Annotated in this window: 22 protein-coding genes; 1 reads left to right on the top strand and 21 read right to left on the bottom strand. The window is 69.1% G+C overall.

Annotated elements, in window-relative coordinates:
• Positions 1-16 precede the first annotated feature (16 nt).
• From DDE23_RS09170 to DDE23_RS09155, 4 genes are read right to left on the bottom strand one after another with little or no spacing between them, the layout of a single operon-like run.
• Positions 17-1,516 (bottom strand): tripartite tricarboxylate transporter permease, encoded by a 1,500-nt coding sequence (locus DDE23_RS09170; protein ID WP_107750983.1) that lies wholly within the window; start codon positions 1,514-1,516, stop codon positions 17-19.
• 15 nt (positions 1,517-1,531) lie between these two features.
• Positions 1,532-1,969, bottom strand: a complete 438-nt coding sequence (locus DDE23_RS09165; protein WP_107750982.1) for a tripartite tricarboxylate transporter TctB family protein — start codon at positions 1,967-1,969, stop codon at positions 1,532-1,534.
• Positions 1,966-2,916, bottom strand: a complete 951-nt coding sequence (locus tag DDE23_RS09160; protein ID WP_107750981.1) for a tripartite tricarboxylate transporter substrate binding protein — start codon at positions 2,914-2,916, stop codon at positions 1,966-1,968. The genes DDE23_RS09165 and DDE23_RS09160 overlap by 4 nt, the downstream gene beginning before the upstream one ends.
• Positions 2,917-2,944: 28 nt before the next feature.
• Positions 2,945-3,673, bottom strand: a complete 729-nt coding sequence (locus tag DDE23_RS09155; RefSeq protein ID WP_107750980.1) for a GntR family transcriptional regulator — start codon at positions 3,671-3,673, stop codon at positions 2,945-2,947.
• An 82-nt stretch (positions 3,674-3,755) separates the two neighbouring features.
• Between DDE23_RS09155 and DDE23_RS09150 the strand changes: the two genes are divergently transcribed.
• Entirely contained in the window at positions 3,756-4,526 is a 771-nt protein-coding gene (locus DDE23_RS09150; RefSeq protein WP_107750979.1) for an amidohydrolase family protein, read from the top strand.
• Between the two features lie 893 nt (positions 4,527-5,419).
• Here the strand turns inward: DDE23_RS09150 and DDE23_RS09145 are convergent.
• The 17 genes from DDE23_RS09145 to DDE23_RS09065 form a co-directional block, all read right to left on the bottom strand.
• On the bottom strand, positions 5,420-6,112 hold the full coding sequence (locus tag DDE23_RS09145; RefSeq protein ID WP_107750978.1) for an RraA family protein: 693 nt from the start codon (positions 6,110-6,112) through the stop codon (positions 5,420-5,422).
• Complete coding sequence (locus DDE23_RS09140) at positions 6,109-6,795, bottom strand: alpha/beta fold hydrolase (RefSeq protein WP_107750977.1); 687 nt, start codon at positions 6,793-6,795, stop codon at positions 6,109-6,111. The genes DDE23_RS09145 and DDE23_RS09140 overlap by 4 nt, the downstream gene beginning before the upstream one ends.
• Before the next feature lie 28 nt (positions 6,796-6,823).
• Positions 6,824-7,792 carry a cupin domain-containing protein gene (locus tag DDE23_RS09135; protein ID WP_170121799.1) on the bottom strand — a complete coding sequence of 323 codons (969 nt, stop codon included), beginning with the start codon at positions 7,790-7,792 and terminating at the stop codon, positions 6,824-6,826.
• Positions 7,789-8,823, bottom strand: a complete 1,035-nt coding sequence (locus DDE23_RS09130; protein WP_107750975.1) for a LacI family DNA-binding transcriptional regulator — start codon at positions 8,821-8,823, stop codon at positions 7,789-7,791. Before DDE23_RS09130 ends, DDE23_RS09135 begins: the two co-directional genes overlap by 4 nt.
• Positions 8,820-9,584 (bottom strand): SDR family NAD(P)-dependent oxidoreductase, encoded by a 765-nt coding sequence (locus DDE23_RS09125; protein WP_107750974.1) that lies wholly within the window; start codon positions 9,582-9,584, stop codon positions 8,820-8,822. The genes DDE23_RS09130 and DDE23_RS09125 overlap by 4 nt, the downstream gene beginning before the upstream one ends.
• Positions 9,581-10,891: a histidinol dehydrogenase gene (hisD, locus tag DDE23_RS09120; RefSeq protein WP_107750973.1), complete on the bottom strand. Its 1,311-nt coding sequence runs from the start codon at positions 10,889-10,891 to the stop codon at positions 9,581-9,583. The genes DDE23_RS09125 and hisD overlap by 4 nt, the downstream gene beginning before the upstream one ends.
• A gap of 12 nt (positions 10,892-10,903) precedes the next feature.
• Positions 10,904-12,196 (bottom strand): TRAP transporter large permease, encoded by a 1,293-nt coding sequence (locus DDE23_RS09115; RefSeq protein WP_107750972.1) that lies wholly within the window; start codon positions 12,194-12,196, stop codon positions 10,904-10,906.
• Positions 12,193-12,732 (bottom strand): TRAP transporter small permease, encoded by a 540-nt coding sequence (locus tag DDE23_RS09110; RefSeq protein WP_107750971.1) that lies wholly within the window; start codon positions 12,730-12,732, stop codon positions 12,193-12,195. The genes DDE23_RS09115 and DDE23_RS09110 overlap by 4 nt, the downstream gene beginning before the upstream one ends.
• Before the next feature lie 63 nt (positions 12,733-12,795).
• Positions 12,796-13,779: a TRAP transporter substrate-binding protein gene (locus DDE23_RS09105; RefSeq protein WP_107750970.1), complete on the bottom strand. Its 984-nt coding sequence runs from the start codon at positions 13,777-13,779 to the stop codon at positions 12,796-12,798.
• 382 nt (positions 13,780-14,161) lie between these two features.
• The gene (locus DDE23_RS09100) at positions 14,162-15,964 is read right to left on the bottom strand and encodes a glycosyltransferase 61 family protein (RefSeq protein WP_157957995.1); all 1,803 of its coding nucleotides are present in this window, start codon (positions 15,962-15,964) and stop codon (positions 14,162-14,164) included.
• A gap of 338 nt (positions 15,965-16,302) precedes the next feature.
• Positions 16,303-18,375 (bottom strand): calcium-binding protein, encoded by a 2,073-nt coding sequence (locus DDE23_RS09095; protein ID WP_107750968.1) that lies wholly within the window; start codon positions 18,373-18,375, stop codon positions 16,303-16,305.
• Between the two features lie 318 nt (positions 18,376-18,693).
• Positions 18,694-19,638, bottom strand: coding sequence for a sugar kinase (locus DDE23_RS09090; protein WP_272947875.1), 945 nt, complete (start codon positions 19,636-19,638; stop codon positions 18,694-18,696).
• Between the two features lie 5 nt (positions 19,639-19,643).
• Positions 19,644-21,026 (bottom strand): mannitol dehydrogenase family protein, encoded by a 1,383-nt coding sequence (locus tag DDE23_RS09085; protein ID WP_107750966.1) that lies wholly within the window; start codon positions 21,024-21,026, stop codon positions 19,644-19,646.
• On the bottom strand, positions 21,023-22,438 hold the full coding sequence (gene uxaC, locus DDE23_RS09080) for a glucuronate isomerase (protein WP_107750965.1): 1,416 nt from the start codon (positions 22,436-22,438) through the stop codon (positions 21,023-21,025). Before uxaC ends, DDE23_RS09085 begins: the two co-directional genes overlap by 4 nt.
• On the bottom strand, positions 22,435-23,637 hold the full coding sequence (uxuA, locus tag DDE23_RS09075) for a mannonate dehydratase (protein ID WP_107750964.1): 1,203 nt from the start codon (positions 23,635-23,637) through the stop codon (positions 22,435-22,437). Before uxuA ends, uxaC begins: the two co-directional genes overlap by 4 nt.
• Complete coding sequence (locus tag DDE23_RS09070) at positions 23,634-24,644, bottom strand: Gfo/Idh/MocA family protein (protein ID WP_107750963.1); 1,011 nt, start codon at positions 24,642-24,644, stop codon at positions 23,634-23,636. Before DDE23_RS09070 ends, uxuA begins: the two co-directional genes overlap by 4 nt.
• Positions 24,641-25,669, bottom strand: coding sequence for a Gfo/Idh/MocA family protein (locus DDE23_RS09065; RefSeq protein WP_107750962.1), 1,029 nt, complete (start codon positions 25,667-25,669; stop codon positions 24,641-24,643). The genes DDE23_RS09070 and DDE23_RS09065 overlap by 4 nt, the downstream gene beginning before the upstream one ends.
• Positions 25,670-25,678 lie beyond the last annotated feature (9 nt).

The following is a 25,678-nucleotide window of genomic DNA, read 5'->3' as shown; positions in this document are numbered from 1 at the left end:
CCCGGGGCGCTTTTGTTCAGGGCGCCTTCGCGCCGTGCCGGCGACGTTGCCATGCGCGCAGGATGGGCCACAGGATCAGCGCCAGCGTGGCCACCGCGATCACCGCCGAAATCGGGCGCGTCAGCAGCTCGGTCGCATCGCCCCGGCTTATCAGCAGCGCCCGGCGCACGCTCTGCTCGGCCATCGGGCCGAGGATCAGGCCCAGCACCACCGGCGCCAGCGGGAAGGCCAGTTTCTCCAGCACATAGCCGGCGAGGCCCGCGGCAAACATCACCCACAGATCGACCACCCGGCCGTTGATGACATAGACGCCGACCGCCATCAGCACGAGGATCATCGGCACCATCAGCACGCCCGGCAGCCGCTGGACCTGGGCGAATACCCGGGTGGCGGCGGCGCCGCCGACCAGCAGGATCAGGAGCGAGGTGATGAGCATCTGCGCCATGAAGCCGCCGACCAGCGCCGGGTTCTGGTGGAAGAGTTGCGGCCCCGGTTGCAATCCGTGGATCAAGAGCGCCCCCAGCACCAGTGCCGCGACCACGTTCCCCGGGATCCCCAGCGCCAGCGCCGGGATCATCGAGGCGGCGTTGTCGGCGTTGTTGCCGCATTCCGCCGCTGCCACGCCCTGCGGGTTGCCCTTGCCGAAGCTGTCGGGGTCCGGGCTCGCGCTTTTCGCGGCGCTGTAGCTGAGGAAGGCCGCGATATTGCCGCCCGCGCCCGGCAGGATGCCCACGCCAATGCCGATGAACGAGGACCGCAGCCAGGTCGGGATCAGCCCCCGGATCTCGGCCCAGCCCAGCCGCGCGCGGCCCAGTTTCAGCGCCGCGGCCGACAGGCCCTTCAGGTCCGCCTGTTCGGCCAGCGCGATCACCGGCGGCAGGGCATAGAGGCCCACAAGGATCACCACGAGGTCGAGGCCCCCCAGCAGCCAAGGCTCGCCGAAGGTGTAGCGCGGGATGCCTGACAGATTGTCCAGACCCACGGTGCCCAGAAGCAGGCCCAGCACCGCCGCCATCAGCCCCTTCAGCGCGTCGTCCCCGACCAGAACGCCGATCGAGGCCATGCCGAACATGGCGATCCAGAAATACTCGGCCGGGCCGAAATGCAGCGTGGCGCGGGCCAAGAGCGGGCCCATGGTCATCAAGGCCAGCGCCGAGGCGGTGCCGCCGATGGCCGAGGACCAGCAGGCGATCTTCAGCGCCCGGGCGGCCTCGCCCCGCTGGGTCATCGGGAAGCCGTCGAAGGTGGTGGCGATGGCCGCGGGCGTGCCCGGAATGCGCATCAGGATCGCCGGGATCGCCCCGCCGTACATCGAGCCGTTATAGATCCCCGCGACCATGCCGAGGGCGATGAGCGGTTCCATCGAATAGGTCAGCGGCAACAGCAGCGCGATGGCCATCACCGGGTTCAGCCCCGGCAGCGCGCCGATCAGCACGCCCAGCAGCGAGGCACCCAGCATCGCCGCGACCGAGCCCAGCGAGAAGACGGAGCCCGCGATCTGCGTCAGAAGGTCCATGTCAGGCGCTCCCGCTTACCAGCCCGACCAGAAGCCGGTCGGCAGGGGTTTGGCCAGAAGGCCGGTGAAGACCAGCCAGACGACGGCCATGAAGCCCGCCGCGGCGAGCAGCGTGTAGAGCGGGCGCCGGAACCCCAGCGCCACCGGCAGCACCACCGCGACCAGCGCCGAGGCGGCGTAGAAGCCCAGCACCGGCACCAGCGCCAGATAGCCCGCGCCGATTGCCACGGTGACCGCCACGCGGCCGGGATGGTCGACCAGAGGGCGCGGCACCCTGGCCCCGCGCCACAGGGATTTGAGCGCGAGCAGGAGACCCAGACCGGCCAGGCTCAGGCCCAGCACCTGCGGATAGGTTCCGCTGGCACCACGGTAACCCGTCGCCTGCCAGGCCGCGGCCAATCCGAGGCCTGCGAACAGCAGGCCAAGGATCATGTCCTGCCCGCGCGCGGTCATTGGGCGAGGCCCAGCGACTGCGCGACCTCGGCCAGCGCGTCGAACTCGCCCTGCAGGCGCTCACCCAGCGCCGGGCCGGTGACGACGTTCGGGACTTCGCCCACGCCCGCCAGGAACTCGGTGTATTGGGGCGAATTGACCGTGGTTTCCAGCGCCGCGATCAGCCGGTCGACGATGGCCTGATCGGTCCCCGCAGGGGCCAGAACCATGCGCCACAGCAGCGTTTCCTTGTCGCCCAGACCCAGCGCCTCAAGCCCCGAGGCCTGCGGCAGGGCGGGAACGGCGGCGGCCGAGGTGACGATCAGGCATTTCGCCTCGCCCGATTGGGCATAGGGCAGCACCGGCGAGATCGAGCCGCCGTAGATGTCGACGTGACCGCCGAGGAAGTTCTGCAACGTCTCGCCCGCGCCGCCGAAGGGCACGGCGATGGTCTCGATCCCGCGGGCCTGGAAGATGCGCTCGGCCGCCAGCTGCATGGTGCCGCCGATCCCGTCATTGCCATAGGTGTAGCGGCCCGGGTTGGCGGCCAGCTCGGCCAGGAATTCCTCGCCGGTCTCGGCCGGGAAGGCGGGCGCGACGCAGAGCGTGTAGGCGGTCTGCGAGGTCGAGGCGACCGGCACGAAGCTGTCGGGCGCATAGGCGGTGGGCTGCATCTGCGGCACGGTGGTGATCGGGCTGTTCCAGGTGGCCAGCAACGAATAGCCGTCGTTGCGCGCCTGCATGAACTGCGTGACGCCGACCGAGCCGCCACCGCCGGCCGCGTTCAGGATGGCGATCGAGGTGCCCAGCTCGCCCTCCAGCAGCGTGGCCAGCATGCGCGCGCTGGTGTCGGTGCCGCCGCCCGCCGGGGCGGGGACGGTGATCTCGATGGGGCGCTCAGGGTAGTCGGCCTGGGCTACGGTCGTGCCGAGAACCAGCGCCGCAGCGCCGAGCATGAGGGTCTTCATCGGGTATCCTCCCTTGGATGGTCTGTCGTCAGCCGATGCGGCTGCGGTAGCGGAAGCGGTCGGCGGGACCGCAGGCGATGCGCCATTCCACCGGCTCGCCAGACATGGCGAAGGCGAGGCGCTCGATCAGCGCGACGGGCGCGCCCTCGGCGATGCCGAGGCGACGGGCCGTGGCGGCATCGGCAGTGCCGAAGCGCACCTCGTCCTCGGCCCGGGCGACGAAGACGCCGTACCGGTCGAGGTAGACGGGATAGAGCAGCGGCCCGATCTCGGATTCGGGAATGGCCTCGAAGCCGGGGAAGCGGGCGGCGGGGATGTAGAGCGTCTCGGCCAGAAAGGGCTGTTCCGACAGGCAGCGCAGACGCTCGATGCGGATCACGTCCCCGGTGCCGAGCGCGGCGGCGACCGCGGCGGGCGCCGTGACACGGGTGCGCGAGATCAGGCGGCTGGAGGGGATGCTGGGTGCGCCATCGGCCTCGCGCGCCTGGAAGAAGCGAAAGAGCGTGGCGTCGAAGGCGGGCTTGCGCAGGAAGGTGCCCGAACCCTGGCGGCGTTCCAGAAGCCCCTCGTCCACCAGCTGCTGGATCGCCTTGCGCACCGTGCCCACGCTCAGCGCGTGTTGGGCCGAGAGCTTGTTTTCGGAAGGCAGCAGGTCGTCCGGGCCCCATTCCCCGGCGGCGATGCGGCGGGCAATGTCGTCGCGCAGGCGCAGATAGGCCGGCAGACGGGTGTCGCTCTGGGGGCTGGGTGCGGTCATCGGGCTCCTCCTTGTTTCGGGATAGGCCAATTGACCCCACCAGTCAACTAGTTCTATATAGAAGTGAAGAAGAGAGGCCCCCGTGATCCGTTTCGATTGTCATGCGCATGTCTACGAGCAGCTTTTGCCGATGGCCGGTGCCCGCTATGTGCCGGCTGAAAAAGCGTCGCTCGCGCAATGGCTTGCCCGTCAGGACAGTGCCGGACTCGCCGGCGGTGTGATCGTCCAGGTCAGCTTCCTCGGCACCGACAATTCGCAATTGCTGCGGGCGCTCGCCGGGCTCGACCGGCGGCGCTTTGCCGGGGTTGCCGTCACCGCGCTGGACGTGGACGAGGCCGAATTGCAGGCGCTGGCCGAGTCGGGCGTGACCGGGCTGCGCTGGAATCTGGTGTCCGGCGCCGAGCTCCCCGATCCCGCCGAGGCAGCGGTCTCGCGGCTGGTCGCCCTGCTGCGGGATCTGGGCATGCATCTGGAGGTTCAGCTGGAAAGCCCGCGGCTGGCCGGGTATCTGCCGGTGCTGGCCGCGCTGCCGGTCCCGGTGGTGATCGACCATCTGGGCCTGCCCCGGGCCGAGGCCGCGGTCGAGCCCTGGCTCGACGCGCTGGAGGCGCTGCCTGCGCGCGAGGGGATTCATGTCAAGATCAGCGCGCCCTACCGGGCCGCTGCGGATCCGCGCCCGCATCTCGACCGGCTTCTGACGCTTCTGCCCCGTGACCGCTTCGTCTGGGGCAGCGACTGGCCCCATACCCGGCACGAGGCGCAGGCGCGTTACGACGGCCTTCTGGCCGAGGCCGCGGCGCGGATCGACGACGCCGCCGCGGTGCGCGCGCTCTATCGGCTGGGCATCGACTAGCCTGCCGCCCCGCCAGACATCGGCCTTGCCGATCCGCAATCAAGACGGATGACCTCCTCGCCAGCCCGCGCCCGCGCCCGGCGTGGCCCCGGCCTGCAGGGCGGAGCAATGCGCGACGCGGTTCCGGGTCTTTTCACGATCTTGGCCCTGATCTGTCCGCTCTTTGCGGGGGCGGGGCATGTCGTCGGCATCCTGCCAGCGCCTGGCGGCGGCACGGCGGCCCTGCCGCGAGCCGCCCGCAACGGCCTGTGATGCCGATCCCGCGGTAAAGGATCCCTGCCGCTGCGCTCTGATCGGTGAGCGGCATGCGGGTGCTCGGCCGGATCTTCCCGCAAGTCGGGGCTTGGGTCAGGCTGCTGGCGGGGATCTTTGCCACGGTGCAAGGCCTGCGCGGCCAGCCTGCCCCGCCCGAGGATCAGGAGCGGCAGCGCATCGCCTCGGCTGCAGGCGATTGGCCACAGTGGCGAAAAGCCGGTGGCCGGGGATCTCCTTGATCCGCCCGGTCTGCGGGCGGAGGGCGCTGGGGGTGACGCGCGGCTCCGCCGTCGGCAGATCGAACGAGGCAAGCCGGATCGGCCCCTCCAGATGGACCGGCGACAGAAGGCGGGCCCGGGCGAGGCGGTCGGTGTCCGTCGTCCGGCGACGCCCCGCGTCGGGCCGGGCCGCCTGCGATGCAGCCCCGCCATCCTGCCGCAATGCCGGTCCGGTTGAGGCTTGTCCGGCCCGGGCCCTCGCCCCTTCACGAAACGCCCCCCGGGGTATGCGGGGTCCACGCAGCGGGTCCGGCGGGCATGCGGCCTTCGCCATCCCCCCTCCGGCGTCCCCCGCCAGGGGGCAAGGCGCGCCCTGAGCGACCCAGCCTTCCGGCTCTCCCGCTTCCCCGCGTGGAGGCGTCAGGTGCGCGCGTTCTCGAAGGCGGTCCAGGCTTTCTCGAAGGCGGCGAAGTCGAAACCGGCCCTGCGCGCCGGGTCGAGGATCAGCTTCTCTGAGGCCAGCAGCGTCCCGATCCCCGCCTCCAGCCCGGGGATCACCGCGGTCGGAATGACCACCGCGCCGTGGCGGTCGGCATGGACCAGATCCCCCTGCGCCACCCGCAGGCCGAAGACGGTGACCGGCTCGCCCAGACTGCGGACATGCACGAAACCGTGGCTGGGGCCGATGCTGCCGGCGATGACCGGAAAGCCCGCGGGCAGGTCGCCCAGATCGCGCATCACCCCATTGGTCAGCGCCCCCGCCATGCCGAAGCCCTTGTGGATCGTGGTATTGACCTCGCCCCAATAGGCGCCGATGCAGGCCGGGTAATCCAGATCCTCGATCACCGCGACCGAAGGCTTGGGCGCATCGTGCATCGCCTTGTAATAGGCCATGCGCCGGGCGCGGATCACCTCGGCCGGTTCGCTCGGCGGGGCGAGGGCGGCGATCTGCGCGGTGACGGCATAGCCGACGACGCTGTGCCCGGGCTCGGAACAAAGCATGGTGCCGCGGGTGAAGCCCCCGAAACCACGCTTGCCCTGCACCACCTCGATGGCGTTGCAGACGGTGGGGGTATCGACCCGCCGCAGCAGATCCAGAAGTGTCGGTGTCATGTCTCGAGCCATTCCTTGAGTGCCGCAAGCGTGGCGGCGGGTTGTTCCAGCGGCGGCAGATGCCCGGCGCCCGGCACGATCACCAGCCGGGAGTGCGGCATCAGCCGATGCATCAGGTCGTGGCGGTCGCGCGGGCAGAGCCGGTCGCTCTCGCCCGTCAACACCAGCGCGGGGCCCTGGTAGGCGCGCAACGCCCCGGTCCGGTCGGCGCGGTCGCGCAGGGCCAGCGACTGGCGGCGGAAGACCTCCGCCCCCAGGCCGCGCGCCATGTCGAGGCAAAGGGCCAGCGTCTCACGGTCCGAGGGATCGGCCAGGTAATGCGGCATCATCTCGTCCTGCATCACCGCATCCAGCCCTCCGACGAGGACCCGGTTCACCTGCGGGAGACGGCGGGCACGGACCTCGGGAACCTCGGCCAGGGGGTTGGTGTCCAGCAGCGCCAGCCGCTCGATCCGGCCCGGTGCCTGCGCCAACATCTCCATCGCCACGATGCCGCCCATCGACAGCCCGGCCAGCGCGAACCGCTCGGGCAGGTCGCGCAGCAGGGCGGCGGCGATAGCGGGGATGGTCCCGGCCCCCGTGGGCAGCGCGTGGTGGACGGCGCGCGGGGCAAGGGCCGACGGGATCGCCCCCCACATCCGCGCGTCGCACATCATGCCCGGCACCAGGACCAGCGGCGTCATGCCCGCCACCCCCCGACCGGCCGGCGGGTCACGACAGGCGCCCGGTGAGCCCCGCCGGATCGTCGGTGTTGCGGATCCGGTAGAGTGCCGCCTCGCCGGTCATCGCGGGCGTCAGGCTGTGCGACAGGCCCGGAGGGATCGCCGCGGTGTCGCCCGGGTTCAGCACGGTGCTGCCGCCGTCCCAATCCATCCGCCAATACCCGCGCACCGGCATCAGCACCTCGTGCCGGTCGGTCGCATAGGCGGTCCCGGGGATCGAGCCGCGCGTCAGGAAGTCGATCTCGAACCCCGGCCGGTCGCGCAACAGCCCCTCGGCGCCCAGCACCTTGCAGGGCTGGCGATCGGACAGCGCCACCATGTCCCAGTAGCGGGCGACATAATCGGGCAGCACCTGCGCCGTGGTAAGCTCGGGGAAGTCCTTCAACTGCTCCTCGCTCAGCAGCGGCATGGGCGAGACGCCCGCAGGCAGGGCCTGACCCTTCTTGCTGTCATAGAGCTTGCCGTTCTCGCCCAGTACCAGCCCGTGGTTGCGCGCATCCTCGATCACCTGCGGCGCCCAGATCACGCCGCCACCGGCGTCGTCCCCGCCCAGAACCGCCATGATCATCCCGTAATCGGTGCCGATATTCTCGAAGCCGCGGAAGATGCCGGTCGGGATGTTGATGATGTCGCCCTCTTCCAGCACCACCTCGCCCGCCTTGCCCCAGCGGCCCCAGAAAAAGCGCCAGCGGCCCTTGAGCACGAAGAACACCTCGGCGGTGCGATGGCTGTGCAGGCTGTTGCGGCATTTCGGCGGCTGCCCGGCGGCGCCGATGTTGAAGCCCGGCGTCTCGGTGATATGGACATGCTGGTCGGCGCTTTCGGACACGCCGCCGCCGATGATGGTGAAATTCTCCTTCTGATCGCTGCCCGGGGTATGGGCGTCAATGAAGGCGGTCTTGCAGGGTTTGAGATCCCCGTAGCGGACGATGCGGGCGTCCATCTGGGCAGGCGTCATCTTGATGCTTCCTTCAGGTTGGTATCCGGGCGGCGGGCGGAGCCCCGCTCGACCAGCGGGCCGTCGATGTGGGTTTTCTGGGGGGCGACATCGCCCTCGATCATGCCGAGGATCGCCTCGACCGTGGCGCGGACCATGCGGTTGACCGGCTGGCGGATGGTGGTCAGGTCATAGGCGGGCCAGGCGGCCATCGGCACATCGTCATAGCCGATGACCGAGACATCGCCCGGAACGCCGAGGCCCAGCCCGAAGCGCAGTTCGTCCATCGCCGCGAAAGCCATATGGTCGTTGCCGACGAACAGCGCATCGGGGCGGTCCGGGCGGGTGAAAAGGTCGCGCGTGGCCCGGATCGTCGCCTCGCGGTCGTACATCCCGTCGATCATCGCCACGGGTTCCAGCCCCGCCGCCGCCATCGCCTGCCGGAAGCCCTCGGCCCGGTCGCGCCCGGTCGAGGAGCCCTGCCAGCCCATGATATGGGCGATGCGCCGGTGTCCTGCGGCGATCAGGTAGTCGGTCGCCCGGCGCCCGCCCGCCACATTGTCCGAGGTGACATCGGTCAGGCGGGGATCCTCCTGTCCGCGGTTGAAATTCACCACCGGGATGCCCTGCCCCGCCAGCCGTCCGGTCAGCTCGTTCGACAGCGAGACCGAGGCGGTGATGATCCCGTCAACACGGTAGTCAATCAGTTCGCGCACCACCTCGGACACATTGTCCGTGGCGTTCTCGGCCATGAAGATCAGCACGTGATAGCCGCGCGCCTGCAGGGCGCGGGACAGCTTCTCGATGGCCAGCGGATAGAACTGGTTCTCCAGATAGGCGACCACCAGCCCGATGATCCGGCTGCGGCCGGTAATCATGGCGCGGGCCAGCGCATCGGGCCGGTAGCCCAGCGTGTCGGCCGCCGCGCGCACCCTGTCGACCGTCGCGGGCGAGACCGAGGCGCCCGGCGTGAAAACCCGGCTGACCGCCGATTGGCTGACCCCGGCCAGACGCGCGACATCCTGTGCGGTGATGCGACCCTTGGTGCTCATCCTGCCGTCCATCCCCCGTCGACCTTCAGCGCCGTCCCGGTGACCATCGCACCCGCGTCCGAGGCAAGATACAGCACCGCGCCCATCACGTCCTCGACCCGGCCGACGCGGCCGAGCTTGATCTTCTCCTCGATCCAGGCGCGGCGGGCGGGATCGTCGAAGGTCGATTGCGTGAGGGGCGTCAGGATGAAGGTCGGGCAGATCGTGTTGACCCGGATACCCTGCGGCCCCCATTCCATCGCCATGGCCTTGGTCATCCCCTCGACCGCGTGCTTGGTCGCGCAATAGACCGCGCGATCCACGCCGCCGACATGGCCCATCTGGCTGGAGATCTGGATCAGGCTGCCGGGCTTGCCCGCCGCGATCAGCCCCTGCGCCACCGCCTGCGCGGTGAAATAGGCGGCCTTGATGTTGACCGCCGCGACGGCGTCGAAATCCGCCTCGGTCGTGTCCAGCGCCGCGCCGTGCCGCGCCATCCCCGCCGCGTTGACGAGGATGTCGAAGGGCCCGTCTGCGGCAACGAAGGCCCGCAGCGCCGGTATATCGGCGATGTCGAGCGCGCGGCTACCGACTTTGGCACCACCGGACCGCAGCTCGGCCGCGGCCTCCTCCAGCCGGTCGGCGCCGCGCGCCACCATCATGACCTCGGCCCCGGCATCGGCCAGCGCGCTCGCGCAGGCCAGACCGATGCCGGAGGAGGCGCCGGTCACCAGGGCGCGCCTGCCCTCGAGCCGGAACGACGGGGTGCGGGGCAGGCTCATTCCGCGGCCATGCCGTAGCCGACATTGCGCCCGCCGTAGCGGCGCACGCGGATGTTGCATTGCTCGGCATGGCCGACGAAGCCTTCCAGCATGCACAGCCGCGAGCCATAGGCGCCGATGGTCGCCGCCGCCTCGTCGCTGGTGACGCGCTGGTAGGAGTGCGTTTTCAGGAACTTGCCGACCCAGAGCCCGCCGGTATAGCGGCCCGCCTTCTTCGTCGGCAGGGTGTGGTTGGTGCCTATGACCTTGTCGCCATTCGCCACATTCGTGCGCGGACCGAGGAACAGCGCGCCGTAGCTGTGCATCTGCGCCAGATACCAATCGTCGCGGTCGGTCATCACCTGCACATGCTCATAGGCCATGTCATTGGCCACCGCGAGCATCTCGTCATGGCTGTCACAGAGGATGACCTCGCCATAATCGCGCCAGCTGACCGAGGCGGTCTCGGCCGTCGGCAGGATGGCCAGAAGGCGGTCAATCTCGGCCAGCGTGGCTTCGGCCAGCGCACGGGAGTTGGTAATCAGGCAAGCGGGCGAGTTGTAGCCGTGTTCGGCCTGCCCCAGCAGGTCGGTCGCCACCAGTTCGGCATCGACGGTGTCGTCGGCGATGACCATGGTCTCGGTCGGCCCGGCAAACAGGTCGATGCCGACGCGGCCATAGAGCTGGCGCTTGGCCTCGGCCACGAAGGCGTTGCCGGGACCGACCAGCATATGCACCGGCTCGATGGTCTCGGTGCCGATGGCCATGGCGCCGACCGCCTGAATGCCGCCCAGCACGTAGATCTCATGCGCGCCGCCCAGATGCATGGCGGCGACGATGGCGGGATGGGGTTCGCCCTTGACCGGGGGAGCGCTGGCGACGATCCGCGGTACGCCGGCGACGGTCGCGGTCAGCACCGACATATGCGCCGAGGCGACCATCGGGAACTTGCCGCCGGGCACATAGCAACCGACGCTCTGCACCGGAATGTTGCGGTGGCCGAGGACCACGCCGGGCATCGTCTCGACCTCGATATCGGTCATCGAGGCGCGCTGCGCCTCGGCGAAGCGGCGGATCTGGGTCTGGGCGAAGCGGATATCCTCCATGTCGCGGGTGCTGACCCGGGACATCGCCGCCTCGATCTCCGAGGGCGTCAGGCGGAACGAGGGACGGCTCACCCCGTCGAATTTCTGGCTCAGGCTGGCGATGGCCGCATCGCCGCCGGTCTCGATCTCGCGCAGTGTCGCCTCGACAGTGGAGCGGACCTTTGCATCATCCTCGGCACGCTCGGCGGCGGGCTTGGCGGTCTTCAGATAGGTGATGGTCATGGGAACTCCTGATTATGACCCGTAGCCCAGAAACAGGCGAGGAAGGATGAGCGACAGATCCGGCCAGAAGCTGATCACCAGCAGGGCCGCGGTCATCACCAGCACCCATTTGAAGATCCGCTTGACCAGATCGTCGAAGGGGATGCCGCCGACCTGCGAGGCCATGAACAGGTTGGCGCCCAGCGGTGGCGTCACGAAGCCGATGGCCAGCGCAACGATCATGATGACGCCGAAATGGATCGGGTCGATGCCCAGCTGCGTCACCATCGGCAACAGGACCGGGGTGAGGATGACGATGGCCGCCAGCGTTTCGAGGAAGGTGCCGATGATGAGCAGCAGCACCAGGATGGCCAGCAGCACGACGATCCAGTTGTCGGTGATGCCAAGGACGAAGCGCGACAGCTCCAGCGGGATGCGTTCCAGCGCGATGATCCGGCCGAAGGCGACCGAGGCGCCGATGATGACCAGAACCGCGCTGACCAGCAGGGCCGATTGCAGCATGATCGTGCCAAGCTCGCGCCAGGACAATTCCTTGTAGACCAAGGTCGAGACGAGCAGCGCATAGACCACGGCCACGGCCGAGGATTCGGTCGGCGTGACGATGCCGCCATAGATCCCGCCCAGCACCACGAGCGGCATGAGCAACGCCAGTTTGGCCTGGTTGACGGCCTGCCAGCGCTGGCGCCAGGTGGCGGCGACGCCCTTGGCCTCCCAGCCGCCTTTGCGGGTCTGGTAGATGTTGTAGAGGATCAGCGCGATGGCGATGACGATGCCCGGGATGATGCCCGCGAGGAACAGGGCCGAGACCGAGACCTGCGCCGTCACCGCGTAGATAATCATCACCACCGAGGGCGGGATCATCACCCCCAGCGCCCCGGCCGAGGCAACCATGGCCCCGGCATAGGCCCGGTCATAGCCGCGCCGCGCCAGCGCAGGGATCATCGCCAGACCGATGGCCGCGACCGTGGCCGAGCCGGTGCCCGAGATGGCCGCGAAGAACAGGCAGGCCATGATGGTAACGGTGCCCAAGCCCCCCGGCGCGTTGCCGAAAAACGCCTCGGCCACGGCGATCAGCCGGCGCGAGATGCCGCCGCGGCTCATGACGCTGCCGGCGAGGGTGAAGAGGACCACGGCGATCAGGGTGAAGGAATTGATCCCGCTGACCAGCCCCAGGGCGTAGAAATCGAAGCCGAGGAAGGGGATATAGGCGATGGCAAGCAGGCTGGCCGCGCCGAGGGCGATGCCGATGGGCACGCCCGCCAGCAGCAGGACCGCGAAGCTGCCGAACAGAATGGCGGTGGTCATGAGCCCGCTCCCTCGCGCTGAATCCCCTCATCCTCAAGCGCAGTGTTCTCCCGCAGGGGTTCCTGGCCGTGCCGCAGGATCATCCACAGAGAATGGCTGAGCCGCAGCGCCGACAGCGCGCCCGAGAAGATGATCGCGGCATAGAGCCAGCCGGTCGGCCATTGCGTGGCCGACAGCGATTGCCCGCGCTCGATGGCATTGGCGGTGATCTGAACGCCCAGCACGCAGACGGCGACGGAATAGGCCAGGAAGACCGCCTCGGCGAAGGCCATGATCCAGCGGCGCAGCGCGCTCGGCACCGCGTCGACCAGGATGGTGACGCGCAGGTGCCGCTTTTCCCGGATGGCATAGCTGATGCCGAAATAGATCATGTAGACGAAGGCGAAGCGCGCGACCTCTCCGGCCCAGGGAACCGAGGTCTGGAAGGCAAAACGCGCGACCACATCGGCAAAGAGCAGGACGATGACCACCCCGAGGCTGGTCACGATGATGATCGGCTCGAAATACCTCTCGGCCAGTCGCAGCCAGCGTTGCATGGGCGCTCCTCCTGCGCGATGCCTGGTGCGCCGGTCGGCCGGATTGGCCGACCGGCAAGCCCGTTACTGCGCGAGAGAGGCGCGGAACTGGTCGAAGAAGGCGTCGCCGACCCGCTCGCGGATCAGGCTTTCGATGGCGGCGTTCATCGTCGCGGCCATCTGCTGGCGATCCTCGGCCGGCAGTTCGGTGACCTCGAGGCCGGCTTCGGTCAGCTGGGCCAGCGTCGCGGCATTGGCCTCGGCCACCAGCTGGCGCTGCAGCGTCACCGTCTCGGCCGCGACTTCCCTCATCAGCGCGCGGTCTTCCTCGGACAGGCTGTTGACGAAGTCGAGGTTCGCGAACCAGACCTCGGGCCAGTAGATATGGCCGGTCAGCGAGACATTGCTCTGCACCTCGTAAAAGCGTTCGACCACCATCGAGGACAGCGCGCTTTCCTGACCGTCGATCAGACCCTGTTGCAGCGAGGAATAGATCTCGCCCCAGGCCAGCGGCAGCGGCACCGCGCCGATGGCCCGCCAGGCCGCGATCTGCACCGGGTTGTCGGCCGAACGCAGGCGGAAACCCTGGAACGCCGCGAGGCTGTCGAGCGCCCGGTTGCCCGAGAAGCTGCGGAAGCCGAGTTCGAGGAAGCCCATGCCGGCCAGGCCGCGTGCCTCCATCGCTGCGTTCAGGCTGTCGCCGGCCGGGCCGTCCAGCGTGGCGCGGGCGTGCTCTTCGTCCGAAAACAGCAGGAACTGGTCCAGCACGCCCAGCTCGGGGATCGAGGGCGACAGGTTGACCGAGGCGCCGGTCGCCATCTGGATATTGCCCGATTGCACCAGATCCAGCGTCTCGGTGACGCTGCCCAGCTGGCCGCCGGCATAGATCTCGACCTCGAACCCGCCGTCCGACCGCTCTTCCAGCGTCTGGCGGAAATGCTCCATCGCCTGATGCAGCGGCGAGCTTTCGGGCTGCGCATGGGCGATGCGGATGACGGTCTGCGCCATCGACGTGGTGGCAAGCAGGCTCGCCGCAAGGGTCAGCGCCGCAAGAAACGGTGTCTTCATGGTCTCCTCCCGGATGTGAGTCGCGGCGTCCCTCCCCGGGCCCGCTGTCTTGCATTCGTATGCAATGCATTCGTATGCAAGTCAAGCGACACCTGACCACCCCGCCCCGCAACGGCCCTGCATCGGCTCCGATCGTGAGCGGGACCGACAGGCTTCACACGCCTCCGAGGGGGCTGGACCCGGGTCGCGGCTATGGCGCGGGTTTCAGGTCGGGTGCGCGGACGGGCCTTGCCCGCGGGCGGCCGGGCCAGCGATTCGATCTCGGCGCTGCCGCCTGCGGGGAACCCGCCGCACGGATATCGCCGGGGGCCCTGCCCGGCGCCGGGTGACCTGGCGCGCCGCAATGTCGCCCGCCTTCAAGGGCGGCAAAAGCGCGACCGGCTCACGCCTCAATCCGGGCGGCCAGTGCGCGGCAGGCGCGCGCCAGTTCCGCTTCGCCTGCCCGGGTACACAAATCGTCCAGCAATCTCAGGGCCTGGCCGGTGCTTTCCGTCGCCTCGCCAAGCGGCTGCCGGGTGTCGAGACGCTTGGCCAGAACCGGTTCCAACAGCCGCGCGGCCTGCACGCCAAGGGTCAGGCGGTTGAAATCATGCAGCGGACCGATGCCCGAGACCAGGGCGCCCGGCTCTGCCAACAAACCATCCGGCCTGTGTTCCAGCCGCGCAAGGAACCGCCGGGCGACGGCATCGGCGACCTGCCAGGCGGCGATGAGGTCGTGATACTGCACGATCCGCGACGGATCGGCGCCGCCCGGCTGCGGCCAGCCCTCCGGGTCGAACAGGGAAAAGCGGGCGGCGAGCACCGGGTCGTTCTGCGCCTCGGCGGCGACACCCGTCAGCACGCGGATATGCGGGATCAGCGCATGCCGGTAGAGATGAAGCCGCGCCTCGGCCCCCTGCCCGACCAGGGTCGCGATGCAGCGGAAACCGGGCCGCATCTGCCCAGGCTCCATGATCCGGGCAAAGAGGTCGATGCCGCGTTCGCCCCGCAGCGCGATCGTGGACCGCCGCAGATCGGTGCCGGGCGCCTGAGTGGCCGGGGGTTGGGGCGGCGGTGGCGGCGGCACCTTCTGCGCCGCGGCTGGGTGCACCGACGCGACAGGCGGCCGGCTCGCACCGATCAGCGCGGCGGCCCGGGCCCGCAGATGCCCCAACCCGAGCGGTTCGAACTGATCGAGCAGATAGGCATCCGTGTTGTAGGGTTTGAGCCATGGCTGGATATCGGAGCGATACATCCGCTTGACCCATTCCAGCACATCCTCGTCGCGCAACCGCAGATAGGTCTCGTTGTCCCACACCCGCCGCAACGGCACGCCCAGAGCTTCGAAATGCGCCAGCACCGGCGCGACGGCATAGAGCGACGCCATCGCGTGCCGGATCTTCTTGCCCCACTCGTCGGCTACATGGAGGGATCCGCCGAAAGACGGGACATAGCTGAGCGAGGCGCAGCGCGGCTGCAACTGGTTCATGGCCAGCTGGCTGCGGTATCGGCGCCTGAGGATCGAGATGTGTTGATCCACCCGGCCCAGAAGCTGACGGCCATGCGCGGCCGAGCCCTCGGAAAAGACCAGATACCGGCTGCTCGCGTAGATCTGCATCTGATCGGGCAGCGGCAGGGCCTCGGGGTGGACGATCCGCACTCCAAGTTCTTTCAGGCAGGCGGTGAGGTAGCTTTCGGCGGCGTGACGGCCCTTCTGCGGCGCGAGGCCCTCGCGGGTGACAAAGGTAATCCCCTCAGGGCGCACAGGGTCGATCTTGTGGCCAATCCGCGCTTCGAGCAGATCGAGATAGCCTTGCAACGGCGGGGGCCCGTCGAGATATTCTGCCTGCACGGCCACATGCAATTCGCGAAACATTGTCGGCTCGTGGATGAGCCGGACCTGCTCCGGCGGCACATCCAGCCAGCCAAGCACCGACCGGAACATGCCCGAGGTCTGGTCAACCCGCATCGGCCGGTCGCAGGTGAAACAAAGCGGCATGTCCGGCGCCTCGACCAGCGACTGGGGAAGCCGCGGGACGGTCTCTGCGACCATGTGGCCGAAGTGATTGTCATACATCGAGACGAACATGCCCGGGTCGGTGACGATAACCGGATTGCTGCCGTCGATCTCGGGCCGGGTGCAGACCGCGCGGTTGCGCCGCCACAGGCGGGCATGGGTCTGGGAGTCGAAATCCGGCCACAGCACGCCCGGCGTGTTCCGATCAGCCGATGGTCCGGCCAGAACGTCCCGAAACGTCAGCACAGGCGGCAGACCCGATGCCGAAGGGGTCGGCTGCCGGTCGGCTCGGGATCGGGTATCTGCAGCCTCGCGGAAGTCGGTATCCACGTCCATCCATCCTGACAGTCACAACGCCCGAGACCAGAGGACCTCGGACACAAAGAGAAATAACCATACCCAAGGGCCGTGCGATTGTCTCCTGCCGACGACGGGGGCGGCACATCCCGGCCCCGGCCCGGAACCTGCCTGTCCTCGGGCAGGCCCGGCAATTCCGGAGAGCGGACCCCGGCATTTCAAAAGGCCGGTCAGAGGAGGAAGTCGGATGCGCCGATCGCATTGAGACCATCGGCTTCGAACTCGAAATCCTCGACCCCGTCGCCGCTCATGTCGCCCCGGATAAGCAGGTCGCCCCCGAGCGAGACATACCAGATCGAATGCGCCGTCGGCACGATCCCCGCGAAGGAAAAGCCCTGGTCATTCGCGGCATTCCAATTGGCGTCGATCTCGGTCAGGTCGATCTTATCGCGTCCAAGCTCGAAATTGAGGAACTGATCCCGGTTGCCTGCACCAAGCGGCGATTCCCAGGAATTCTCGATCCGGTAGACATCGGCCGCAAGGTCATTCGACCCTCCGTCAAAGACATCGCGCCCGCCGCCGCCATAAAGCGTGTCTCGGCCGGCGCCGCCGTTCAGCGCATCCGCTCCGCTTCCGCCGTTGAGATAGTCATGGCCATTTCCGCCCTGAAACGTGTCGTTGCCGTTGCCCCCCAGCAGCGTGTCACTCCCGTCCCAGCCAGAAAGGAAGTCGTGATCGTCGCCCCCGTCGAGATAATCATCGCCCCAGCCACCTTCGAGCAGGTCGTTGCCTGCGTCGCCATAAAGGGTGTCGTTGTCGACATTGCCCTGAAGGTGATCGTTGCCCGCCCCTCCGTGCAGCGTGTCGTTACCGTTCCCGCCCAGAACGAGGTCTGCCCCGTCTCCTCCCCCGAGTGAATCGAGCCCATCCTCGCCATTCAGCGTATCGTCGCCGATTTCACCCAGCAGCGTGTCATTGCCGATCCCGCCAAGCAGCGAATCCGCGCCGTCACCCCCATTGAGAAGATCATTGCCGTTTTCCCCGAAGAGCGTGTCGTTCCCGGCGGCGCCCAATAGAGTGTCGTTGCCATCCCAGCCGGACAAGACGTCATTGTCCAGGCCGCCATCCAGATAGTCATTCCCCCAACCGCCAGCCAGAGAATCATTGCCGCCGTTTCCGAAGAGCGTGTCGTTTCCGACATTGCCCGAGAGCGTGTCGTGGCCCGCTCCGCCATGGATCACGTCCTGACCATCGCCCCCGGTTGCGATGTCATTGCCCGCCTCGCCGAAAATCGTGTCGTCGCCGAGGCCCCCGTCCAGGATATCGAGGCCACCCTCGCCACGAAGCAGGTCGTTTCCGGTCCCTCCCATGAGGGAATCGTTGCCCGTGCCGCCGTACAGGGTGTCGTAACCCGACCCGCCCCAGACCGTGTCAGCGCCACCGCCCGCCTGCACCATGTCGTTGTTCTGGCCTGCCGCGATCAGGTCGTGACCGCTTCCGCCCTGGACCACGGCAAGAACGTTCTCCTGAACGGTGGGATCGCCCGATTGATCCCATCTGCCGTTGTTGGCGTCACCGTCATTGATATAGAGGCCGCCTGCCACTTTCGTGTATCCGGCGGGGATAAAGTTCTGCTTGTCGATGAAGGCTACGTCCGGCAGGGCATCGACGGTTGCAATCGAAGTCCAGGGGATGAAATGGGCTTCTTCCATCCCGCCATGGCCCGCGCCGGGGATCGTCGGATCCATGTCAACCCGGGCGCCCTCCAAGGCATAGAAGATCCTGCCGCCGACGGAATTGGTGATGAGGAGCCATTGCTGCGGTTCGGAGGATTCGTACTGATCGTGCGTGCCGTTGTATTCGACGATCCGGACGTTCGACGGCAGGCTTTGCAGATTCAGCGTCACGCCCTCGATCTGGATCGTGTCCCGGGACGCGTCGAAATCCTCAAGCCGCCCGACAGCGACATTCCCCGGCTGAACGTTGTTGATATCCACAAAGTTGAACGTATCCTCGCCGAGCGTGATTTCATTGCCATCCCGCTCTTCGTTGTCACCTCTGACATGATGCCCGAGCCGGTATCCGCCCGGCGTGGCAACCGAGCGAAACGAAAGATTGAGGGTATCGTCGCCTTCCTCGCCCCAGGCGTGGATCTGATAGGGAATACCGTCAGCCGCATAGCCTATTCCCGCGGTGAGCGTCAGCGTGTCATTTCCCGCCCTGCCCCAGACTTGTCCGTAATCAAAGTGATCGAAAACGTCATTCGACGACGTTCCCACAACGTAACCGGTGGTCGGCGGCATGGTGAAATACTCCCGGGTGACTCGATACGCGACCGGGCGATTAGACCATGATTGGCTTAACTTGTGAAACACATTGTTTCGCAATTGCCCGTCTGCTGGCGAAGGCCTTGCAATCTTGGCCGAGGAAGCGGCGCAGGATCCCGGCGGCAATAGTGGAAATTTTTCAAGGAAATCTGGCCCGACAGCCCGGTTTTCTTGCCAATGGTGAGAGGCCTGTTTCCCTTGGCCCGACGCGTCAGATCGCCGACCGCTTCCGCCCTGAAAGCGCCTGGATCGCGGACGGGCCGGTGGCTGGTCCCGGGTGTCGCCGGGCCGGGTTCAGCGACCCGCCCGGCCGTTGTCGCGCCCTGCCTCGATCCAGCAGCGCCGCAGGGCCCCGGGCTCGGCCAGCGCGCCATAGACGCCGATGACTTCGGCCGCCATCCGATTGGCAAGCGCCGCGGCGGTGGCGGGCGGGTGCCCCTCCAGCCGCGCCGCCAGATAGGCGCCGTTGAACCCGTCACCGGCACCGGTGGTGTCGAGCGGCGTCACGTCGGCCCGGGCGGGGATTGTCTGTCCTGGCGCCCCCGGCGCGGCGATCAACGCCCCGTCGGCGCCCAGCTTCAGCGCCACCTCGGGCACGCCCAGCGACAGGAGTCGCCGGCAGCAGGCCTCGGGATCGGCATCGCCGAAAAGCGCGCCCTCGTCCGGCCAGCTCGGCAAGGCGATGTCGCAGATCGCCAGCAGGTCGTTCATGGCGGCGCGGGCGGTTTCGGGGCTCTGCCAGAGCGCCGGGCGCCAGTTCGGATCGAAGGCCACCAGCGCGCCGCCTTCCCGCGCCCGCGCCAGTTCCTCGCGCAGGACGCGCCGGGCCTCGGGCGTCAGGATTGCCAGCGTGATTCCCGAGACATGGATCAGATCCCGCCCCGCAAGGCTGAGGCGCAGCGCGGCGGGATCATCCGCCAGCCGCCGCGCCGCGCTGTCCGACCGCCAGTAGGAAAACGACCGCTCGCCTGCCGCATCGAGCGTGATGGCGTAAAGCCCCGGGCGCAGCCCCGGCAGGCGCGGGCTGGCGGCGGTGCCGATCCCCTGCGAGGCCATGAAGTCGCGCTGCCGGTCGGAAAACGGGTCATCACCAAAGGCGGTGATGAAATCCGTCTCGGCCCCGGGCGGCAGCAGCGCGCGCAGCATCCAGAGCGTGTTGAACGTGTCCCCGGCGTGGCCCAGATGCCAGCCGGGCCCGCGCGCCTGCAGCTCCAGCATGCATTCCCCGACCGAGGCCACCCGGATCACGCGGCACCGCCCTTCAGCGCCGCCACATGCCCGGCGACCTGCCGGTTCCAGACCGGGTCATCGCGCAGGGGCGGCGGGACCAGACCGGGCAAGGCCATCAGCGCCGCGGTCAGCGCGACGGGATCGCGCGGCACGCCCTGAAGGCGGGCGCGGATCTCCTCGGCCCGGGGGTCGCGCAGCGGCTCGTGCTGCGCCGCGTGCCAGACCCAACCGGCCGTCACCCGGGCGAAACTGTCGGTATCCCCGCCCCGCGCCAGCACCTCGGCCGCCGGGGTCAGGATGCGGGGCGGCAGTTTCTGGGTGCCGTCCATGGCGATCTGTTCCAGCCGGTGGGCAATGGCGCGGTTGCCGAACCGCTCCAGCAGGGCCGCGGCATAGGCGGCGGGCTCGACCCCCGGCACCGGCGCGAGGGTCAGCGCCGCGGCCTCCAGATGGGTCTGCGCGGCCCGGGCGATCGCGGGATCGGCGATGGCGTCGCGCACGTATTCATGCCCCGCGGCCAGCCCCAGCCAGGCCAGCAGCGAATGCGTGCCGTTGAGCATGCGCAGTTTCATCGCCTCGTAGGGCGCGACATCCTCAACGAACAGCGCCCCGGCGCGGTCCCAGTCCGGGCGGCCCTGGGCGAAGCGATCCTCGATCACCCATTGCAGGAAGGGCTCGGTTTCCACCGCCAGCGGATCGTCGACGCCGGTCAGGCGCCGTGCATCCGCCAGCGTGGCCGGGGTGCTGGCCGGGGTGATGCGGTCGACCATGGTGCTGGGAAACGGCACCTCGGCCGCGATCCACTCGGCCAGCGCCGGGTCGCGCAGGGTCGCGAAATCGAGGACCAGCCGGCGCAGCAGGTGGCCGTTGCCCGCGAGGTTGTCGCAACTCAGCGGCGTGAAGGGCGGCAGACCGGCCCGCCGCCGGGCGGCGAGCCCCGCGACGATCAGGCCCACGGCGCTGCGGGGCGGGGCGCTGCCGGTCAGGTCGGCCGCGATGGCGGGATGGTGCGGGTCCAGCCCCCCGGTCGCGGGATCGAGGCCATAGGCCTTTTCCGTGAGCGTCAGCGTGACGATGCGGATCTCGGGCGCGGCCATGCGGGACAGGATACCGTCCGGCGCCACGCCGCCCCGCACCGGGCCCAGCACCTGCGCCCGCGTCTCGGCCCCATCGCGGACCAGCAGGGTGAAGCAGCCCTCCTGCGCGGTAAACTGCCGGGCGGTTTCCCCGTCGCGCAGGCCCGCAACCTCGATCCCCCAATCGCCGCCGGTCGCCTGAAGCGCGCCCTCGGTATAGACCGCGAGATGCGCGCGGAAAAAGGCGCCCGGGCCCAGATGCAGGATGCCGGGGCGGGGGCGGTTGGGGTGGCTCAACAGGGCGGCGAGAGGATGGGTCACAGCGCATAGGCCCTTCTGGCAGCATCGCCCGACAGATCGGCGGCAAGATGCGCGGCGTCGGTGCGGTCCAGCCGATGCTCGGCCACCAGCCGGGCAAGGAACCCGGCCACACCCCGGCGCCAGACATCGTGCCGGGCGGGGATCGAAAGCAGCGCGCGGGTGTCGTCGTTGAACCCGGCGAGATTGGCGAAGCCCGCGGTTTCCACCACCTGATCGAGGTAGCGGCGGATCCCCTCGGCGCTGTCGTGGAACCACCAGGGCGGCCCCAGCATCAGGCAGGGCCAATAACCAGCCATCGGCGCCAGTTCGCGCGCATAGGCGCTTTCGTCGAGGGTGAAGACGATGAGCCGCAGCCCCGGCGCATGGCCGTGCCGGTTGAGCAGCGCGTTAAGCCCGCCGACCCAATCGGCGCGATGGGGAATGTCGGCGCCCATGTTCGCCCCCCGGACGGCGAACATCCCCCGGTCGGTGTTGCGCCGCGAGCCTGCGTGCAGCTGCATGACCATCCCGTCCTCGGCCGAGAGGCCGGCCATCTCGGTCAGCATCTGGGCGCGGAACAGTTCAGCCTCGGCCGGGGTCAGACTGCCCGCGCGGGCGCCATTCAGCAGGCGCTGGCATTCGGCCAGCGGCAGGTCGGCGGTCAGGGGCGAGGGCGTGCCGTGGTCGGTGGCGGTCGCCCCCAGCGCGCGGAAGGCGGCGCGGCGGTGGCGATGCGCCTCGATCATCCCGGCCCAGTCGGCGGTGTCGCAGCCGGTCAGCGCGCCCAGCCGGTCGAGGCCCGCGGCGAAGCCCGGCGCCTCGGGGTCGGTCACGGCATCGGGGCGATAGGTCGGGCGCACCCGGGCGCCCCAGCCCTGCCCCGCCAGCGCGGCGTGATGCTCCAGACTGTCCAGCGCGCCGTCGGTGGTGGCGATGACATCGACCCCGAAACGGTCCATCAGCGCCCGCGGGCGCAGGCCGGGCCCGGCCAGCACCCCGCCGATATGATCGAAGAGCGCATCGGCGTTCGTCTCGCTCAGCCGCTCGGGACAGCCAAGCACCGCACCCATGGCGTGATCCAGCCACAGGGCCGAGGGTGTGCCGGTGAAAAGCCCGTAATGCCGGGCGAAGCAGCGCCATGCCTCACGCGGCGAGGCGACGGGCGCCCCGTCCAGCCGCGGCACGCCCAGGGCGTCATAGGAAACCCCCCGGCTGTGCAGCATCCTGAGCAGGTAATGGTCCGGCGTGACCAGCAGGCTGGCCGCATCGGTGAAGGGCGCGTCACTGGCGAACCAGGCGGGGTCGGTATGGCCGTGCGGGCTGACGATCGGCAGATCGCGGGTGCCGTCGTAGAGGTCGCGGGCGATGCGGCGCAGGCCGGGATCGGCGGGCAGCAGCCGGTCGGGATGCAGGAAACCGTCGCCCAGGCTCATGCGTAGGCCCCCGTGACCCTGAGCGCCCGCTCCACCCCGCGCAATTCGGCCAGCCCCCGCAGCCGCCCCACCAGCGGATAGCCCGGCTGACCGCCGCGACGCAGGTCGTCGACGATCTCCTGCCCGTGGTCGGGGCGCATGGGGATGTCGCAATCCTCGCGGCCCTGAGCGCGGCGGCGGGCCTCCTCGCGCAGGACGGCGGCGATCAGCGCGACCATGTCGGTCTCCCCTTCCAGATGCTCGTCCTCGAAGAACGAGCCGTCAGCCTCGCGCGTCACGTTGCGCAGATGCAGGAAATGCACCTTCGCCCCGAAACGATCCATCATCGCCGGCAGATCGTTGTCCGCCCGCACCCCCAGCGACCCCGAACACAGGGTCATGCCATTGGCGGGGCTGTCGACCGCGCCCAGCACGGTGGCGTAATCCCCGGCGGTGGACATGATGCGCGGCAGGCCCAGCAGGGGGAAGGGCGGATCGTCGGGATGGCAGCAAAGCCTGAGGCCCAGACGCTCGGCCACCGGCACCACCTCGGACAGGAAGTCGATGAAATGACCGCGCAGCCGCTCGGCGCTGATCGCGCCATATTCGGCCAGATGGTCGCGGACGGCGCCCATGTCCATCGCCTCGGTCGAGCCGGGCAGGCCCATGGTGATGGCATCGGCCAGCGCGCGGCGGGCCGTGTCGTCCATCGCGGCGAGGCGCCGGGCGGCTTCCTCGACCACGGCGGGCGCGAAATCCTGCGCCGCGCCCTTGCGCTGCAACAGGTGGATGTCGAAGGCCGCGAAATCGGCCATGTCGAAGCGCATGGTCCGCGCGCCCGTGGGTCGGCGCCAGCGCAGATCGGTGCGGGTCCAGTCCAGCACCGGCATGAAATTGTAGCAGATCACCCGGATTCCGGCCCCCGCCAGATGTTCGAGCGAGGTCTTGTAGGCCGCGACATGCGCGCGCCATTCGCCCTTCTGCTTCTTGATGTCCTCGCTGACCGGCAGGCTTTCGACCACCTCCCATTCGAGGCCCGAGGGCGTGCCGTCCGAGGCCGTCGCCACCTCGGCCTGACGCTGGGCGATGGCATCGGGCGTCCAGACCCGGCCGTTCGGCACGTGATGCAGCGCCGAAACGACGCCCTGCACCCCGGCCTGCGCGATATCCTCAGGCCGGATCAGATCGCGGGGACCGAACCAGCGCCAGCTGTGCCTCATCGCGGGCCTCCATCGGCGAGACTCTGCGCCTCGATGGCCAGCCGCGTGACCCTCAGGGCATGGCCCCGGGGCATGGCGGTGTCGGTGCGGTCGCGCACATCGGCCAGGAAGCGGGTGAAATAGCGCAGCGGCTCGGCCGAGCAGTCGAGATGCCGCATGCCGTGCCGGTCGCAGAGGAACAGGTGATCGGCCCCGGGCCGCCCGGCCGGGTCGAGGTATTTGCGCAGCTCGATCGTGCCCTCGGTCCCGGTCAGGAACAGCCGTCCGTCGCCCCAGGTCGGCAAGCCGTCGGGCGTGAACCAATCGACGCGGATGAAGCCCCGCGCCTCGCCGCTGTCCAGCAGGATATCGCCGTAATCGCGGAAATCGGGCAGATCGGGCAAGGCGCGGTTGGCGGTGGCGGCGGCAGCGATGCGGGCGGTTTCCGCGCCGGTGAAATGCAGGAACTGGTCGATCTGGTGGCTGGCGATATCGGTGAGGATGCCGCCGAAAGCCTGCGGCCGGAAGAACCACTCGGGCCGGATCGCCCGGTTCAGCCGGTGGGGGCCGAGGCCCGTGGTCTGAATCACCCGGCCGATGGCGCCCTCGGCCACCAGCCGCGAGGCCGTCTCGCAGGCGCGCACGACGAAACGCTCGGAGAAGCAGATCGACAGCAGGCGCCCGGTCTCGGCTGCGACCTGCTCCAGCGCCGCGACCTGATCGAGGGCCGTGGCGCCGGGCTTGTCCAGCATCACGTCCTTGCCCGCCTGCATGGCGCGGATGGCGATGGCCGGGCGGTCCACGGGGATCGCGGCGCAGAGGACGATCTGGATATCGGGGTCGTCAAACAGCGCCTCGCGCGGGCGCGGGGTCAGGTCGGGGAAACGCTCGCGGAACCCCTCCAGCACCCGCGGGTCGCTGGTTTCCGGGCAATAGCCGGCGCAGACCGCCCCCGCGGCCAGCAATTCGCCGACCATGTGATAGATGTGCCGGTGGTCCAGCCCGATGGCGGCAAAGCGCAGCGTCATGCCCGCACCTGCACCGGCTGGCCGGAGGCTCCGGTCTCGATCAGCGCGTCGATCAGGCGGTGAACCCGCAAGGCCTCCTCACCCGTTACGCGGGGGTCGCGGCCGTCAGCGATGGCCTCGGCGAAATCCGCCATGACGGCGCGGTGCCAATCGTGCGGGAAGGCCATCGGATCGGCCCCGGTGCCGCCCGCGCCGGTATCGGCCTCGACCCGTTCCTCGGTCCCGTCGTGGAAGCGCGCCAGCAGCGTCCCGCCGCGCAGGGCCAGCGTGCCCGCGGTGCCGGTCAGGGTGATTTCCTCATGGAAGCCGGGATAGGCGGCGGTGGTCGCGTCGATGGTGCCGATGGCGCCCGAGGCGAAGCGGGCGGCGGCGCAGACCATGTCCTCGGTCTCCATCCGGTGGACGGCGGTGGTTTCGGCGAAACCCGTCACCGTCTCGACGGGACCGGCCAGCGACAGCATCAGGTCCAGCGTGTGGATCCCCTGCGAGATCAGCACCCCGCCGCCGTCCCGCGCCAGCGTCCCCCGCCCCGGTTCGTCGTAATAGGCCTGCGGCCGCCAGAGGCGGATGGTGGTGGAACAGCCGACGACCCGCCCCAGCGCGCCCGCGGCGAGCAGTTCGGCCGCCCGTATCGCGGCGGGGCGGAAGCGGTGTTGCAGGACCACGCCCAGCCGCACCCCTGCCGCGCGGCAACCCTCGACCAGCGCCTCGGCCCGCCCGGTCGAGATGTCGAGCGGCTTTTCCATCAGCACATGCTTGCCCGCCCGCGCGCAGGCGAGGCCGATCTCGGCGTGGCTGCTGGCGGGGGTGAAGACGGCGACGGCCTCGACCCGATCGTCGGCCAGGATCCTGTCCAGACTGTCGGTCAGCGGGAAGGGATAGCGCGCGCCGAACGCCGCGCGCCGGGCGGCCGAGGGCGCGAAGGCATGCAGCACCTCGATCCGGTCGGAAAGATCCATCAGCCCGCGGGCATGGGGGGTCACGGCCATCCCCAGCCCGACGATGGCGATACACAGACGGCTCATGCCGCGGCT

This window comes from Pararhodobacter aggregans (assembly GCF_003075525.1).
In the GTDB taxonomy this organism is placed as follows: domain Bacteria; phylum Pseudomonadota; class Alphaproteobacteria; order Rhodobacterales; family Rhodobacteraceae; genus Pararhodobacter; species Pararhodobacter aggregans.
This window is presented reverse-complemented; position numbering and strand designations above follow the sequence as displayed.